Here is a 15,866-nt window from a genome sequence, read left to right as displayed (position 1 = left end):
CCTGATGAAGATCGAAGGAGTGAGCGCGCTGGTCACCGGCGGTGGTTCCGGCCTTGGCGAGGCGACGGCGCGGCGACTGGCGGAGAAGGGCGCGCTGGTCCATGTGATGGATCTGAACGCCGAGGCCGCCGCCCGCGTCGCCGGGGAGATTGGCGGGGTGGCGATTTCCGGCAATGTCGCGAGCGAAGCGGAGGCGGAACATGCCGTCGGCCGCGCCAATGGGGCCAGGGGTGGCTTGCGCATCCTCGTCAATTGCGCCGGCATCGGTACGGCCGGCCGCGTCATCGGCCGCAATGGCGTGATGCCGCTTGCCGATTTCGAGCGCGTCATCCGCGTCAACCTGATTGGCACGTTCAACATGATGCGGCTTGCCGCCGCCGCGATGGCGGAACTGCCGGAACTCGACGACAAGGCGCGCGGCGCGATCGTCAACACCGCCTCCGTTGCTGCTTTCGACGGCCAGATCGGCCAGGCCGCCTATGCCGCTTCCAAGGGCGGCATCGTCTCGCTGGCCCTGCCGATGGCCCGCGAATTCGCCCGCTTCGGGGTGCGCGTCAACACCATCGCACCCGGGATCTTCCTGACGCCGCTGCTGCACTCCCTGCCGGAGGAGGCGCAGCAGAGCCTTGCCGCTGCCATCCCCTATCCGGCTCGCCTCGGCGATCCCGGCGAGTTCGCATCGACCGTCTGCTTCTGCATCGAGAACCAGTATCTCAATGCCGAGGTCATCCGCCTCGACGGTGCGATCCGAATGCAGCCGAAATAGGGAGGGTTGCCCGTGAGCTATCAGGACCAGGCGGCGCGCACGCTCGCCCTTCTGTCCGCCACGCCCGATTGGCGCCGGGTTCGCGACCTGCGTCCTGACTTGGACGACGCGACGGTGACGGCCATCGTCGAGGAGGCCGCCGCTTTCGCCGAAGGTGTGCTTGCCCCGCTCAACACCGTCGCCGACCGGATCGGCTGCACCGTCTCGAACGGCCGTGTCGTCACGCCGGACGGCTATGGCGAGGCTTTCCGGCAATTCGCCGAAGCCGGCTGGCTCGGCATGGATGTTGCCGAAGAGCACGGCGGAATGGGCCTGCCGCTGGCTGTCCAGTCCGCCTGCGAACCGCTGTTCGACCGGGCCTGCGTCGCGCTGATGATGGCCGCCGGTGCCTCCCGCGCCGCCTGCCACCTTCTCGCCAGCACCGCTGATGCCGCAACGAAAGCCACCTGGATCCCGAAGCTGGTGGCCGGCGACTGGGCCGCGACCATCTGCATTTCCGAGCCGGAGGCGGGCTCGGACGTCGGCCGCATCCGCACGGTCGCTCGCGAGGACGGCGGCATCTGGCGGATCAGCGGCCAGAAGATCTGGATCTCCTTCGGCGACCACGACATGACGGCAAGGATCGGCCACTGCCTGCTTGCCCGCACCAATGCCGCGCCCGGCACCCGTGGCCTCAGCCTCTTCCTCGCTCCCGACCGTCTCGACGACGGCAGCCGCAACGGCGTGGTGCTGGAGCGGATCGAGGAGAAGATGGGCCTCCACGGCTCGCCCACCTGCGCGCTGCGATTCGAGGATGCTGAAGGCATCCTGCTTGGCGCGGAGGGCAGGGGCCTGTCGCAGCTCTTCGCGATGATCGAGCACATGCGCCTGCAGAGCGGCGGCCAGGGCCTGGCGCTTGCGTCCGCCGCCTGCGATATCGCCGAGGCCTATGCGGCCGAGCGGAGGCAGGGCGGCGCGCCCGACAGGCCGGCTCCCCCGATCGCCTCGCATCCGGACGTGATCCGCCAGCTCGCCCTCATGCGGGCCCGCACCGAAGTCGTTCGTGCCGGCGTCACCGAGATCGCCGCCGCCATGGACCGGGCGGCGATCGAGCCCGACGCGGCGGACCGCGAACGCCTTGGCCATTTCACCGGCTTCATGCTGCCGCTCATCAAGAATTTCGGCGCCGAGGCCGGCTTCAATGTGGCGAGCGCCGGCATCCAGGTTCTGGGTGGCGTCGGCTTCACGAAGGACTGGCCGCTCGAGCAGTATCTTCGCGATTCGCGGATCATCTCGATTTACGAGGGCACGACCGGCATCCAGGCCATCGACCTCCTGACCCGCCGCATCTGGCGCGACGGCGGCATCGGCTTCGACATCTGCCTGGAGCGGGCCCGCGCCGAGATCGAGGCGGCGACAGTTCCCGAGGCGGCAAGGGCGAGGGAGGCGCTGGCGACCATCGATGCGCTCCGTGGCGCGATGATGGAGCTCGCCGCGACGCCGGAGAAGGGGCTGGAGCGCGCCGACAGTTTCATGCGCGCCGTCTGGTCCTTCGTCTCCATCTGGCTATCGATCCGGCTTATCGAAGCGGGCTGCGACGAGGATGCGACCCGCCGGGCCTTCCCGGTCTTCCTGGCCGAACTCGAGATGCACGACCGGCTCTGCCGCTGAGCGATTACGCGCAACAAAAAAGCCCGGCGAACCGGGCTTTTTGCAGTGTTTCCGGACTGCGTTGAGCAGTCTGAAACGGGAATTTGGTGCCCAGAAGAGGACTCGAACCTCCACACCCTTTCGAGTACCAGCACCTGAAGCTGGCGCGTCTACCAATTCCGCCATCTGGGCGACGAGGAGCCATGTAAGGGGGGCGCCGGTTGCTGTCAACAGCGTTTTTGAAGTTTTCGTGTCGGGCGTCGGTTTTGCAGGAGAATGCGGTTTTCCGGTTTGCCCGCGCAGCAACCGGACGCCCGTCTCGCGTCTTCGAAAAGACATGATCCCGTTCGACTTCTGAAGATGTTATGATGAGCGGCGCGCGTCGAGCGGGGGACCTCGGTCCGGCAAGGACGAGCCCGCGGGCGCCCGGCGGACATCCGTCCGTTCCGGTTTCGAAGAGAGGGCTTCGATGAGTGGCATTCGCAATTATCTGCTGGGCGCGCTTGTGAGCCTGGCGACCGTCCTGCCGGCGCCGGTTTCGGCCGCGCCGCCGGTTCCGCAAAGGCCGCAGGTTTCCGGCGACGTGGAAAACGCCCGTGTCGTCTGCGACGACTATGGCTGCTACGATACCCGCCGCCCCTATCCGCCGGACCGGCGTCCGGGCTGGCATCCGCCACCCCCGCGCCCCGGTTGGGATCCGCCGCGTCCGGGCTGGCGTCCACCGCCGCCGCCCCCGCCGCCCTATTATCCGCCGCCGGTCTACCGGCCCCTGCCTCCGCCGCCTCCGCCGGTCTACCGCCCGCCACCGGTCTATGCGCCACCAGTCTACGGCGTGCCGCCGGCCGTCTGGAGACGGCACGTCAACTGGTGCCTAAACCGCTACCGCTCGTACAATCCCGAGACCAACCGGTTCCTGAGCACCAGCGGTTATTACAAGGTCTGCCGCTCGCCTTATCTCTGAGGCGCCACGGGAAGACGGCTCGGGCGGCGTCGAAAGATGCCGCCCTTTCCTTATCAGCTGTCGAGGCCGGAACCGCCATGCGCGGTCCGGTCGACATGGCCGAGATCGCGGGCCGGATCGATCGCGTCGCGCACCCGCTGCTTCAGCTCCTTCGGTCCCGGAAAACCGCCGTCGCGCTTGCGCTCCCAGATGAGTTCGCCGTCGATTCGAATCTCGAACCTGCCGCCGGTGGACGGCACCAACGCGATCTCGCCGAGATCCGGCCCGAAGGTCTGCAACAGTTCCTGCGCCATCCAGGCGGAGCGCAGCAGCCAGTTGCACTGGGTGCAGTAGAGAATGCTCACTCTCGGGGGTGATGCCATGTCGTTTTCCCGCCGAAGCGGTCCTCACAGAAAAGTTAAGCGAAACCAGACTCATATAGCGCCTTGTGCTGTACGAATGGACGGTCTCCGGTATTCACCTCGTTTAGCCGCGTCTGCAGGCGGCGATAAGCAATGCCGAAGGCAACCGTAGTCGGCTGGACACAAAATTATATGGGTTCCGCCGGGGGGTCTATGAGATATGGTTGGATAAGTAACGTCTGGGAATTTTTCTGAAGCAAAAGGTTTCAAGGGTGAATGAGAAATAAAAACAATATTCTTGTTTCAATTCTGAAGCCGATATTTGGTGTTCCGACATTTCATCGTCGGGGTACTATTATTTGGGCAATTTTGTCTGCAATAATATATGCTAACTTTCAGATTGTTTCTGTTTATTTCTATATATTTTTCTTTATTTTTTGGGCGCTGCTCTCCGTTTTCATTCGTACGATGCTCTTCCGCAATGTAGACTGAAAATGTTGGGTGTAGCTGTAGCTTGTGGTTCCGCCGAAGCGGTCCTCACAGAAAAGTTAACTGTTGTTATCATGTTTTTAGCCCGCCTGTCTTGAGGCGACGGCGGGTCTGAGTAGAAGGGGGCTTCCTCCCAATTCAGCAAGGACTGCATAGCATGACTCTCCCCCTCGACCGCAACCGCCTGGTCATTCCCCGTCTCGCTCCCCTCTATGCCGGCGGCCACGATGCCGTCGAAACCGTACTGCGCGTCGTCGCGGGCGTGCTGCTCGTAGTGCATGGCTACGGCAAGATCCTCGATCCGTTCGGCGCCGTTGGCATGGTCGAAGGGTTGGGTTTCTATCCCGGCGTCCTGTGGTCGCCGCTGCTGGCCGGCACCGAGTTCTTCGGCGGCATCCTGCTCGCGATCGGCCTCCTGACGCGGCCCGCAGCCGTCGCCGCGACCATCGTGCTGCTGGTCACGGTCTATTTCCACTGGGTCGCGATGGACCAGGGGCTGTCCGGGGCCGAGAAGTCGATCCTCTGGGCTGCGATCACGCTCTACTTCGCCTTCCGGGGCGGCAACCGCCATTCGGTCGATGCAAGGCTTGCCCGCACGTTCTGACCTGATCGCCGGCGGCGGCTCTTGAATGGCGGCCGCCGCCGTGCTGATCTCCCGGAAAACCGAATCCGTCCGGGAGTTTAGATGCGCGTCCTGATCGTCGAGAATACCCGCAACACCGATCACGGCCAGGTGGGCCGCGCACTCGCCGAGGCCGATGCCACCGTCGAGGTGGTCAAGGCCTTCGCCGGCGAAGCCCTGCCGGCGGATCATCGCGACCACGACGCGATCGTCGTGTTCGGCGGTGAGCAGAATGCCCGCGACGACGTCAAACACCCCTACCTGCCCCGTCTCGCCGACCTGATGCGCGGCTTCGGCGAGGCCGACAAGGCCGTACTCGGCATCTGCCTCGGCAGCCAGGTCCTGGCGCGCGCCTATGGCGGTGAGAACATCATCGGCGCCGCGCCCGAATTCGGCTGGCAGGCGATCGCCGCGACCGAGGAGGGACGCCGTGATCCGTTGATCCTTGCCGCGGGCGCAGCCGAGGGCGGCTTCCACTCCTTTCAGTGGCACGACGACACGTTTTCCCTGCCGCCGGGTGCGGCGCACCTTGCCGAAAACGGCACGGCCCGCCACCAGGCCTTCCGCCTCGGCCGCGCCGTCTATGGCACGCAGTTTCATTTCGAGGCCCATCGCGGCGTCGTCGAGCAGTGGAATTCCCTGTTTCCCGAGATCGCCGAGGCCAAGCGCCCCGGCTGGATCGGCGAGCACCATCCGCGCGAGGCGCCGACGCTCGGTGAACGCGCCGATGCCGCCGGGCTTGCGATCGCGCGGGCCTGGGTGGCGCTGGTCTGAGGTTGCACGTCGCATCGGCATCTCAACCCTTGACCGGGTGCCGTTGGCCGCGCCCCTTTGGCCGCAAGGGCGCTTTCACATATCTGCGGCGAAGCCGCTTCCAGCGGGCGGGCGGATCGTCGTCCGTCGTGTGGAGGCCGGACATGATCCGGAGCGCGTCGTCCTGCGCGCGGCGGCGCTGGCCACGCGGCTCCAGGTGGTAGTCGCGCCCCTGCTGCAAGGTAGAGGTCAGGGCGATGCATTCCCGGACGATCTCCGCGATCCGCCGGCGGTCGCGCACCGAGGCAAGGCTCATGCAGAAGGGTTCGTCCTTCACGAAATCCTTCATGCCGCACCGTCGGTCGCGCCTGCAGCCGGCAATCGTGCAGAGCAGCGGGATCCCGGTGAGTTCCGCCGCCTGCATGGTGAAAAGATGGGTCAGTCCTTCGGTCTTCGTCGTCTCGTGATTGTCCATTTGTTCGCTCCTGAAAAAAAATCGCACCCCAAAACACCGGCCAGGTCTTCACCCTCCGGTTCGGCATCACCTGTAATGTCTTCCCCTCAACTCCAGACAAAAGGGGAAGCGGACGGGGTACCGGGGGCACCTCGTTAGTTTAGTATGTGGTACCTTCCGGTACCCCGTTCGGCGGTTTTTATCCGCGACTTCGGCCTCTCTGCGAGAGCGTCGGGTTTCCGGTGGAGGCAAACCTCCACCCCGCATGCGCCGCCGGGACTTGTCAGGTCCGTTGGCCCGCGCCGCATGCATACCCCGCGCTCCCCTCCGTGCCCCACAGACACACCCGGCGCCCGGTTAGGGCTGGATGACGGGCCTGGCTGCAAACCCGTCCTCCCCCATGTCGCCGGAGGGAGACCATTTTCCGCGGACCCCGGTGGCAGGCTCTTGCGTCCTTCCCCTGCCACCAGCGCCGGCCCCGCCTCGCCACAACGCCTTGTGGTGTATCCGCGACGGAACGGGAACAAGGATACGGGCGCCGGGAAAAAGGGGGACGCGGCGGGTGGAGGATTTTTTTGAGGGTGGGAGGATTTTTCTTTTAAGAGGCTGATTTTGTTGGGAGATAATTTTCGAGAAAATGTCGGCCGGCCTTTCGCTAAGGCTCAAGGCGTTCGGCGCTGCAATCGATTCACTGGATCGATTGCTCCGCTGCGCGGACCGCGCTTCACCCCCCTCATCAACAAAATCTACGACTTAGCTTTGCTAAGATCGTGATTTTGTAACCTCTCCCACGAAGGGAGAGGTAGGGCCGCACCGGCGTGGAGAACGCCACCTCTACCCTTGTGGGAGAGGAAGCAATTTCAGCTCTTAGCTGAAAGCTAAGTGCTAGAAATTGCCGGTGAGGGGGTCCGCTATGGGGCACGCCGCCTGCCCATCTCCCCCCTTGCGGGGGAGAAAGCGAAATCGAGGAATTGGCCCGATCAGGGCCAAACCTCAGATTTCGCAAGAGAGGGGCTCGGTAACGATCGTGCCCACGGAACTGTGCCCCTCTCCAGGAAAATCTGAAGTTTAGGCGGCTTGCGCTCGCCTAACCCTTCGATTTTCCGTCCTCCCCCGCAAGGGGGAGGTAGGCGGCGGCCTCTATCGTTGCAGCCCGAACCGGTTGCGCCACCCGCCCGTCCCCGACCGGCCCTTGCTCCAGCGCCTCTCACCAATCCAGACGGTTACAGGCGGCGTAGAGAAGGCGCGGCATGAACCGAAAGGAACTGTCATGACCCTTCTCAACCGCCTGTTCCCCACCCTCACCGTAGCGTCACTGCTGGCGATTTTGTTCATGGTTCCGGCCCAGGCCGCCGATCTGAGGCTGGAGGACTTCTTTCGTGGCAAGACCTATGCCTACGGCACCTTCGGCGCCATCAACGGGCTCCAGCGCTCCTTCAAGGTCGATCTCACCGGCAGCGTGCGCGGCAATGTACTGACGCTGCGGGAGGACTTCCGCTACGACGACGGCGAACGCGACACCAAGACCTGGATCTTTACCCGCACCGGACCGAACACCTATACCGGCACCCGGGAGGACGTTCTCGGCGAGACCACGGTGCATGTCTCCGGCAACACCGCCCGCTTCAGCTACCGGGTGGATCTCAACGCCGGTGCCGGCAAACCCAATATCGTCCGCTTCTTCGACAAGGTGGTGCTTCAGAAAGACGGCACGCTTCGCAACACTGCGCTGGTGACCAAGTTTGCCTTTCCGGTGGCCCGGGTGAAGGTCAATTTCGCCCGCAGCCGCGCCACGGCCGAGGCAATCCGGCCATGACCGGGCGGCGCGGCGTCGGGTTCGGCAAATAACGGACGTTGACCTCGCGCCCCGGGGCCGTTCGCAACAGCACGACGCCACGATACGGTGGACCGGGTTCGCCGGCCTCGTCCGTCGCGTCGATCGAGACGATGCCGCAGCCTTGCCCAACCCACCCTTGCAGCCCGCGCGATGACATGCATTATCCGCAGGCGAACAAATCCCCCGGACGGGGGCACCTCGGGAGGGGGGAGCATGCAGCATTTTCGACGCCGTGTGACGGCAGTGTTTTTTGCCATTGCGGCGATCCTTGTCGTGACGCAGCCGGCATTGGCGGAGCGTCCGGCGACGGAGAGCGTCATTCGCGACTGGTACCGGCTGGTGCTGGAGCTTGTCCGCCATACGCCGACCTATTCCCCGCCGGTCGCCAGCCGCGCCTTCGCCTATCTCGGCGTCACGGGATACGAGGCGCTTGCTTCTGGTAATGACGCTATGGTCTCGCTTGCCGGCCAGCTGAACGCGCTTCAGCCCGTGCCGTCGCGCGAGACAGGCGCCGATTATGACGAGGCGGTGGTGCTGAATGCCGCGCTGCAAGCTTCGGCCACCGAACTCTTCAGCAATACCGGCCCGACCGGGCAGCGCGCACTGAAGCGGCTCGGGGAGAAGATGACCGCCGCCGTGTCGGACGGCCTGGCTCCGGACCTCGTTGCCCGCAGCCAGGAGTATGGTCGTGCGGTCGCCGCCCACATCCTTGCCTGGTCGGCCGACGATGGCGGCGCCACGGTCGAGAACATGGGCTTTCCGCTGGAATTCGCGCTGAAGGAAGGCCCGGCCCACTGGGTGCCGACCAACCTGATCAACCAGCAGCAGAAGCCGCTTCTGCCGCGATGGGGTGAGAACCGCACCTTCGCCATGCCGGATGGCAAGACCTGCAACCTGCCGCCGCCGCCTGACTACAGCGAGGCGGAGGGATCGCAGTTCCGCCAGGAGGCAAAGGAGGTCTATGACGCCGTCAACGGCCTGACCGACGAGCATCGGGCCATCGCCCGCTTCTGGTCCGACGACCCGATGCTGTCGCCGACCCCGCCAGGGCACTGGATCGTCATCGCGCTGAAGGTGCTGGGCGAGGAAAACACCGATGCCGCCGGCCATGCGGAGCTGCTGGCGCGTCTTGGCATCGGGCTTGCCGATGCCTTCATCGGCTGCTGGCATTCGAAGTTCGAATACGATCTCGTTCGCCCCGTCACCTACATCCGCCGCGTCATCGACCCGAAATGGGAGCCGCTGCTGATCACGCCGCCCTTCCCGGAATATCCGAGCGGACACTCCACTCAGTCCGGGGCGGCGGCCGAGGTGCTGACCGCCTTCTTCGGCGACAATCACGCTTTCACCGACAATACCCACGAAAAGGACAACCTGCCGAACCGCTCGTTCGGCAGCTTCTGGGAGGCGGCGGAGGAGGCGGGTATTTCGAGGCTTTACGGCGGCATCCACTTCCGCGCCGCGATCGATCTCGGCCTCGACCAGGGCCGCTGCATCGGCGAATACGCCACGGCCCTGAAGACACGCCGATGAGGATCGACATGTCCTTGTTGCGTGCGCCGCTTCTCGCCCTGCTTCTGGTCTCCCCGGCGGCCGCGGACGAGCCGCTGGTGCCGCGTTTTCTCGAGGAAACGGCTGCCGCCGGCATCGACAGCACCTATGCCGGCGACTGGGAGTTCATGGTCGGCGGCGGCGCGGCGAGCTTCGACTGCAATGCCGACGGCTTTGCCGACCTGCTGCTGGCCGGTGGCGAGAACCCGGCGGGTTTCTATCGCAATGCCAGTACGGCCGGCGGGGCAGTGAAATTCGAGAAGCGAGACTCTGGCCTCGAACTCGACAAGGTGGTCGGCGCCTATCCGCTCGATATCGACGGCGACGGTCTCCAGGATGTGGTGCTGCTGCGCTCCGGCGAGAATGTCGCGATGCGCGGCCTTGGCGAATGCCGGTTCGAGCGCGCCAACGAGGCCTGGGGTTTCGATGGCGGCGATGCCTGGTCGACGGCGTTTTCCGCCACCTGGGAAAAGGGGAGCGACTGGCCGACGCTTGCGATCGGCAACTACATCGACCGGTTCGAGGATTTCGAGCCCTGGGGCTCCTGCACCGACAACTGGCTGCATCGACCGGCGGCGGAGGGAAAAGGTTTCGCGCCGCCGCTGGCGCTTACACCCTCGTTCTGCCCGCTGTCGATCCTGTTCACGGACTGGGACCGCTCCGGCACGCCGTCGCTGCGCGTCTCCAACGACCGCGAGTATTACAAGGGCGGCCAGGAGCAGATGTGGCACGTCGAACCCGGTCAGCCGCCGAAACTCTTCACGCAGGAAGAAGGCTGGAAATACCTGCGCATCTGGGGGATGGGCATTGCCGGCTACGACCTCGATTTCGACGGCTATCCGGAATATTTTCTGACCAGCATGGCCGACAACAAGCTGCAGAAGCTGGCGGAGGTCCCGAAGGAGGGGCGTCCGAAGCCGTCCTACGGCGACGTGGCGCTGGCGAAGGGCGTGACCGCGCACCGGCCCTATACCGGCGGTGAGGTGCGTCCCTCGACCGCCTGGCACACGGAATTCGAGGATGTCAACAATGACGGCCTCGTCGATCTTCTGGTGGTCAAGGGCAATGTCGCCAAGATGCCTGATTTCGCCGACCGCGACCCGAACAATCTGCTGGTCCAGAAGGTCGACGGCCGTTTCGTCGAGATGGGCGACAAGGCCGGCGTTGCCAGCATGGCGACGGGTCGCGGCGGCGTGCTCTCCGACTTCAATCTCGACGGCCGGCTCGATCTCGTCGTCGTCAACCAGGGCTCGCCGGTCGAACTTTGGCGTAATGCCACGGAGGGCGCTGGGCACTTCCTTGAGGTCGCGCTCCGGCAGGACGGGCCGAACCGGGATGCGATCGGTGCCTGGATCGAGGTGAAGCGTGGCGATATCACCATGCGGCGCGAGGTGACGGTGGGCGGCGGCCATGCCGGCGGCAAGACCGGCTGGCATCATGTCGGTCTCGGCGATCTCGGCGCGACCGAGATCCGCGTGCTCTGGCCGGATGGCACCGAGGGCGACTGGCAAAGGGTGGAGGCGGACGGCTTCTACATTGTCGAACGCGACCGGCCGCTCCGCCGCTGGCAGCCCGGCGAGCCGCTTTAGCACCGGTCTCCACAGCCTCTTTCGGCCTGCCGCTTTCCGAGGTCGTGGTCTACGCCTATTCTGGCGCCGACCCGCCGCATCGAAGGAGAGCCCATGGACCGCGCACATGACCCGAGCCAGCTGGAAATGGTGGTGCTGATGACGCCCGACATGGCGAACTTTTCCGGCAAGGTGCATGGCGGCGCGCTTTTGAACCTTCTCGACCGGGTCGCCTATTCCTGTGCCTCGCGCTTCTCGCAACAGTATGCGGTGACGCTGTCGGTCGACCAGGTGGTGTTCCGCCAGCCGATCCATGTCGGCGAGCTCGTCACCTTCCGCGCCTCGGTGAATTTCGCCGGGCGGACTTCGATGGAAATCGGCATCCGCGTCGAGGCGGAAAACATCCGCACCGGCGAGCGCCGGCACACCAACAGCTGCTACTTCACCATGGTCGCTGTAGACGAAGCCGGACGGCCGACGGCGGTGCCCGAACTCGTCCTCGATGGCGACGAGAAACGCCGCCGCGCCCGAGAGGCGGAACTGCGGCGCGAGCTGCGGCGCGAGGTCGAGGCCCGCTTCCGCGAGGTCAAGGAAGCGGCCGACTGAAACCGGTGACGTCAGACAGGGCGGCGGAACCAAAATCCGCGATCCGCATTTTCCCGTCAGTCCAACGGAGGAATGCGAAAATGACCTATGACCCGAACATGACCAACCGTCCCGATCTCCAGCCGACGCCGCAGCCGCCGCGTGGCCCGTCGTGGACCCCCTGGATCGCCGTCGCCGCCGTGCTGCTTCTGGGCGTCGTCGTCTGGTCGCTGATGAGCGCTCCGGGCACCGATCCGGCCACCACGTCCTCGACCACCCCGCCGGCCGTGACCGAAACCGCGCCGAGCGCCGAGCCGGTCGATCCGGTGGCTCCGGCGACCCCGCCGGCAACGGAAACCGCTCCGTCGACCACGACGCCGAGCACGACCACGCCGTAAGGTTCCCTGACGGGAACAAGGCCGTCCGCCCCGTGGCGGGCGGCCTTTTTTTATCGCCGCGGCCCGGCCTTGCCACAATCGGGCGCGACGATGATGGTTGGAGCGAAACAGTCAGGCAGGAGAAGTCCAGGTGACGATCAGAACGGTTGTGTGGGGCGAAAACATTCACGAGCACACGAATGACATCGTCCGGGGTCTCTATCCCGATGGTATGCACGAGACGATCGCCAAGTCGCTGGCCGGTGACGGCGAGATCGAGGTATCGACCGCGACGCTGCAGGAGCCGGAGCACGGACTTTCCGAAGAGCGTCTGGAGCGAACCGACGTGCTGCTCTGGTGGGGCCACAAGGACCACGGTGCCGTCTCGGACGACGTCGTGGAGCGTGTCGCGCGACGTGTTCACGAGGGCATGGGGCTGATCGTCCTGCATTCCGGCCACTTCGCCAAGCCGTTCAAGCGGCTGATGGGCACGCCCTGCGCGCTGAAATGGCGCGAAGCCGGTGAGCGCGAGCGCATCTGGACCGTCAATCCCGGCCATCCGATCGCGGCGGGCATTCCGGAAAACTTCGTTCTCGAGAACGAGGAGATGTACGGCGAGTTCTTCTCTGTGCCGGAGCCGCTGGAGACGGTGTTCATCTCCTGGTTCGCCGGCGGAGAGGTGTTCCGCTCCGGCATGACCTGGAGACGCGGCGCCGGCAACATCTTCTATTTCCGCCCCGGCCACGAGACCTATCCGACCTATCACGACGAGACCGTGCAGAAGGTGCTGCGAAACGCCGTCCGCTGGGCCTACAATCCGGCGCCGGCGCTGAAGAGCGTCCATGATGCGCCGAATGTGCCCGTCGACAAGGCGCTTGAACCGATCACCGAGCGTGGACCCAGACTGCACGCCGACGGCGAGGAAGGATACCGCTGACATGCCCCCCATTCGCCTGCTCGTCGTCGGTACGGGCGGCATGGCCAATACCCATGCCATGAACTTTGGAACCGTTCCCGGCGTCGAAATCGTCGCCGCCGTCGATGTCGACATGGCAAAGGTCCGTGCCTACGCCGCCCGTCACAACATTGCCGACACCTTTACTTCGCTTGACGAGGCGCTTGCCTGGGGCGAGTTCGACGCCGCGACCAATGTGACGCCGGACCGTATCCACCACGCGACCACCATGCCGCTGATTGCCGCCGGCAAGCACGTGATGTGCGAGAAGCCGCTGGCCGAGACCTATGCCAAGGCGGCTGAAATGGCGGATGCGGCCGAAGCCGCCGGCATCGTCAACATGGTCAACCTGAGTTACCGCAATGTCGCCCATGTGCAGAAGGCGCGGGCCATGGTGATGGCGGGGGAGATCGGCAAGGTGCGCCATATCGAGGCCTCTTACCTGCAGAGCTGGCTGGTCTCCAAGGCCTGGGGCGACTGGTCGACGGAATCGCAATGGCTGTGGCGGCTCTCGACCAGCCACGGGTCGAACGGCGTGCTGGGCGATGTCGGCATCCACATCCTCGACTTCGCCTGCTATGGCGCGGCGACGTCGATCGACAGTGTCTTTGCGAGGCTGAAGACCTTCGAAAAGGCGCCGGGCAACCGCATCGGCGAATACGAGCTCGACGCCAATGACAGCTTCAGCATGACGGCGGAGTTCGAGAACGGCGCGATCGGCGTGATCCATGCGAGCCGCTGGGCGACGGGGCACCTGAACGAACTGCGCCTGCGCATCCACGGCGACAAGGGCGGGCTCGAGGTGATCCACCGCGTCGATGGATCAAGCCTGAGGGCCTGCCTGAAGGAGGACGTCGAACTCGCGGTCTGGCGCGAGATCGAGGTCGAGCCTGTCGGCACCAACTACGAGAAGTTCATCAAGGCGATCGGTCGCGGCTCGGTGCAGGAGCCGACCTTCCGCTACGCCGCCAACCTGCAGAAGATCCTCGATCTCGCCATGGTAACGGAGCGGGAACGGCGGGAGATGGAGGTCTGAACCCGCGATGGCGGACTGCTGAAGTCAGTCCACCTCTTCGACCGGCGCCTCGGCCGCCCGCTTCTGGATCGAAGCGATGCAGTTCTTGGCCGTCGATTTCGATTTGTAGGTTTCCGAGCGCACCATGATTTCGCCGTTTCCGGCCCGGAAGCGCACGAAGGTCTCGCCGTTCTTCGCCTTGTCGATCTCGAACCGGTAGCCGCTGCCGGTCTCTTCCTTGGTGAGATCGACGACGGGTGCCCCCGGCGCGTTCTTCTTCAGCGAGTCCACGCAATTCTTCGCGCTGGCTTTCGACGCGTAGTTTTCCGACCACACCATGATCTCGGCATTGTAGACGAACTGGACGCGGTACTCGCCCTTCTCGGTCTTGACGATCTTGAACTTGTGCATGCCCTCTCCCTCTCTTTCTTGTCACCCCATTAGGGAAGGCTACTGAAATTCATTCAAATGTAAATATGCGAGCCGTCGACCTGCCGCCCGGCATTTTCCGCGAATGCGGCGGACAGGCTTAACTCTCTGAAAAGCCTGCCGTTACTCGCAGCGCCGCCGTTAACAACTCGCTTAAGGTTGGCATTCCAATCTCTCCCGCGACATGCAGGCAGGAGAAAATGATCCATGACGACAGGCGCCCCCAGACGGACCCCGATGACGATGCGGACACTGGCCACGGCGGGCCTTGTCGTGGCCATGCTGGCGCCCCTGCCGGCACTTGCCCTGACACAGGCCGAGATCGACGCCGCACTCGCCACCCTCGACACGCCGGAAATGCGCGCCTGCCCGGAAGCGACTGGCTCGAAGCTGGAACTGCCCTACGAGGTCAGGGATATCAACGGCGACGCGATCGATGAGATCATCGTCCATATGCAGGCAAGCGGTGCGGCAAGCTGTTTCGGTCACGCGGGCTCCGAGATCAGCCTGCTGATCTCCGACGGCAAGGGCGGCTGGACCGATGCCTTCGGTTTTCCCGGATCCGAACTCGCCTTCCATCCGCGCGCAGACAGCGACTGGCCCGACGTCGAAATCCTTGGTCCCGGCTTCTGCTTTCCTGTATGGCGGTATCATGAGGGCGAATACGGCATCTGGCGGACCTGCGAAGAGGGCAAGCTCGTCTATGCCGAGGGCCTGCGCGACAACGCGGTGCCGAGCGGCGTCATGAAGGTTGCCGCCCCGGTCGCTTCCGAAGCCCCGGCTCGAGTCCCGGCCGAGGTTCCGTCCGGAAACGGCATTGGCCGCCTGTCGGAGGTGGAGGTGATCGACATCGACACGCTCAATGGCATTCCCTACGACCACAACGGCTCGATCGTCATCGTCGACGGTGCCAAGGGGATCATTGCCTATGAACGGCCGAAGAAGTCGATCGCCGGCACGGTGAAGCGCGGCACGGTGCTGTTCCACGGCAAGCCGTGGATCATGGATAATCCCGATGGCGTGCTGATCGAAGGCTTCGCCCATACCTTCAAGAAGGGCTGCCCGGCGACCGACTACGAGGTGCGCGGCCACTACCACATTACCTACGCCATGGCGCAGTTCACCCTGGAGGGTGCGGCCCCCGTGCGCTCCAAGACCAGTTGCGACATCACCGGCCATTCGCTGACGAGTGGAAACGCGACGCTTAAATTCGACATCGCCTGGGACTGAGCTCAGAAGCCCTGGAACAGGAAATCCGTGGCGGCGGTGATTTCGTCGGCGCGGGGCGAGAGGTCGGCGACGGAGGGGCCGACAGCCGAAACGGGGACGGTGGTCACGAACTGGGTCAGCAGTGCGAACGTCTCGCCGTCGATTGCAAGGCGCGGGTTGAGCCGAGGGATCAACGTCGCGACATCCCCGACAGGGGCGAGCGGTACGATCACGCGGGTGGTCAGGTCACTGAGCAGGTTGGATTGCACGTCGAGAGCAAGGCTTCCATCGTTCCCGATCCGGTGAACGTGGAACCGCGCCATTG

16 protein-coding genes, 1 tRNA gene and 2 pseudogenes are annotated in these 15,866 nt (G+C 64.7%); 13 read left to right on the top strand and 6 right to left on the bottom strand.

All coding sequences use genetic code 11. From position 1 onward, the window contains the following. Positions 1-4: 4 nt before the first annotated feature. Together J5J10_RS17175 and J5J10_RS17170 are read left to right on the top strand one after the other, a co-directional pair. Positions 5-766 carry an SDR family NAD(P)-dependent oxidoreductase gene (locus J5J10_RS17175; protein WP_211930790.1) on the top strand — a complete coding sequence of 254 codons (762 nt, stop codon included), beginning with the start codon at positions 5-7 and terminating at the stop codon, positions 764-766. 12 nt (positions 767-778) lie between these two features. Beyond that, a complete protein-coding gene (locus J5J10_RS17170; protein WP_211930789.1) occupies positions 779-2,416 on the top strand; it encodes an acyl-CoA dehydrogenase family protein in 1,638 nt (545 codons plus the stop codon). Between the two features lie 84 nt (positions 2,417-2,500). Here the strand turns inward: J5J10_RS17170 and J5J10_RS17165 are convergent. Continuing rightward, positions 2,501-2,587 (bottom strand) — tRNA-Leu (locus J5J10_RS17165). A 277-nt stretch (positions 2,588-2,864) separates the two neighbouring features. Between J5J10_RS17165 and J5J10_RS17160 the strand changes: the two genes are divergently transcribed. After that, the gene (locus J5J10_RS17160; RefSeq protein ID WP_211930788.1) at positions 2,865-3,356 is read left to right on the top strand and encodes a BA14K family protein; all 492 of its coding nucleotides are present in this window, start codon (positions 2,865-2,867) and stop codon (positions 3,354-3,356) included. Between the two features lie 53 nt (positions 3,357-3,409). On the opposite strand, the gene J5J10_RS17155 is transcribed toward J5J10_RS17160, so the two are convergent. Further along, positions 3,410-3,718, bottom strand: coding sequence for a SelT/SelW/SelH family protein (locus J5J10_RS17155; protein ID WP_211930787.1), 309 nt, complete (start codon positions 3,716-3,718; stop codon positions 3,410-3,412). Positions 3,719-4,343: 625 nt separating this feature from the next. On the opposite strand from J5J10_RS17155, the gene J5J10_RS17150 reads away from it, so the two are divergent. Beyond that, positions 4,344-4,790 carry a DoxX family protein gene (locus J5J10_RS17150; RefSeq protein WP_208548147.1) on the top strand — a complete coding sequence of 149 codons (447 nt, stop codon included), beginning with the start codon at positions 4,344-4,346 and terminating at the stop codon, positions 4,788-4,790. 81 nt (positions 4,791-4,871) lie between these two features. After that, positions 4,872-5,582, top strand: coding sequence for a type 1 glutamine amidotransferase (locus tag J5J10_RS17145; protein WP_211930786.1), 711 nt, complete (start codon positions 4,872-4,874; stop codon positions 5,580-5,582). A 22-nt stretch (positions 5,583-5,604) separates the two neighbouring features. Here J5J10_RS17145 and J5J10_RS17140 read toward each other — a convergent pair whose 3' ends face one another. Continuing rightward, positions 5,605-6,036, bottom strand: a complete 432-nt coding sequence (locus J5J10_RS17140; protein ID WP_211930785.1) for a hypothetical protein — start codon at positions 6,034-6,036, stop codon at positions 5,605-5,607. Positions 6,037-7,285: 1,249 nt separating this feature from the next. Here J5J10_RS17140 and J5J10_RS17135 point away from each other — a divergent pair. From J5J10_RS17135 to J5J10_RS17105, 7 genes are all read left to right on the top strand, one after another. Continuing rightward, on the top strand, positions 7,286-7,831 hold the full coding sequence (locus J5J10_RS17135; protein WP_211930784.1) for a DUF3833 family protein: 546 nt from the start codon (positions 7,286-7,288) through the stop codon (positions 7,829-7,831). Positions 7,832-8,065: 234 nt separating this feature from the next. Beyond that, complete coding sequence (locus J5J10_RS17130) at positions 8,066-9,385, top strand: vanadium-dependent haloperoxidase (RefSeq protein ID WP_211930783.1); 1,320 nt, start codon at positions 8,066-8,068, stop codon at positions 9,383-9,385. A gap of 8 nt (positions 9,386-9,393) precedes the next feature. After that, positions 9,394-10,992: a CRTAC1 family protein gene (locus J5J10_RS17125; RefSeq protein ID WP_211930782.1), complete on the top strand. Its 1,599-nt coding sequence runs from the start codon at positions 9,394-9,396 to the stop codon at positions 10,990-10,992. A 93-nt stretch (positions 10,993-11,085) separates the two neighbouring features. After that, entirely contained in the window at positions 11,086-11,577 is a 492-nt protein-coding gene (locus tag J5J10_RS17120; protein WP_208548153.1) for an acyl-CoA thioesterase, read from the top strand. 80 nt (positions 11,578-11,657) lie between these two features. Then, on the top strand, positions 11,658-11,954 hold the full coding sequence (locus J5J10_RS17115; protein WP_208548154.1) for a hypothetical protein: 297 nt from the start codon (positions 11,658-11,660) through the stop codon (positions 11,952-11,954). A 130-nt stretch (positions 11,955-12,084) separates the two neighbouring features. Beyond that, positions 12,085-12,870: a ThuA domain-containing protein gene (locus J5J10_RS17110; protein ID WP_211930781.1), complete on the top strand. Its 786-nt coding sequence runs from the start codon at positions 12,085-12,087 to the stop codon at positions 12,868-12,870. Positions 12,871-12,880: 10 nt separating this feature from the next. After that, a complete protein-coding gene (locus J5J10_RS17105) occupies positions 12,881-13,924 on the top strand; it encodes a Gfo/Idh/MocA family oxidoreductase (RefSeq protein ID WP_211931280.1) in 1,044 nt (347 codons plus the stop codon). 24 nt (positions 13,925-13,948) lie between these two features. On the opposite strand, the pseudogene J5J10_RS22535 reads toward J5J10_RS17105, so the two are convergent. Both J5J10_RS22535 and J5J10_RS22530 read right to left on the bottom strand, forming a co-directional pair. Then, positions 13,949-14,089: pseudogene (locus tag J5J10_RS22535) on the bottom strand (YegP family protein); the annotation flags it as partial. A 54-nt stretch (positions 14,090-14,143) separates the two neighbouring features. Further along, a pseudogene (locus J5J10_RS22530) lies at positions 14,144-14,314 on the bottom strand (DUF1508 domain-containing protein); the annotation flags it as partial. Positions 14,315-14,539: 225 nt separating this feature from the next. Here J5J10_RS22530 and J5J10_RS17095 point away from each other — a divergent pair. Then, positions 14,540-15,562 carry a hypothetical protein gene (locus J5J10_RS17095; RefSeq protein WP_211930779.1) on the top strand — a complete coding sequence of 341 codons (1,023 nt, stop codon included), beginning with the start codon at positions 14,540-14,542 and terminating at the stop codon, positions 15,560-15,562. A 2-nt stretch (positions 15,563-15,564) separates the two neighbouring features. On the opposite strand, the gene J5J10_RS17090 is transcribed toward J5J10_RS17095, so the two are convergent. Then, complete coding sequence (locus tag J5J10_RS17090; RefSeq protein ID WP_211930778.1) at positions 15,565-15,864, bottom strand: CcdB family protein; 300 nt, start codon at positions 15,862-15,864, stop codon at positions 15,565-15,567. Positions 15,865-15,866: the final 2 nt, after the last annotated feature.

The sequence above is a fragment of the Ciceribacter sp. L1K23 genome, assembly GCF_018122705.1.
Taxonomy (GTDB): Bacteria; Pseudomonadota; Alphaproteobacteria; order Rhizobiales; family Rhizobiaceae; genus Allorhizobium.
The sequence above is the reverse complement of the archived record's forward strand: the minus strand, read 5'-3'. Positions and strand labels throughout refer to the sequence as shown.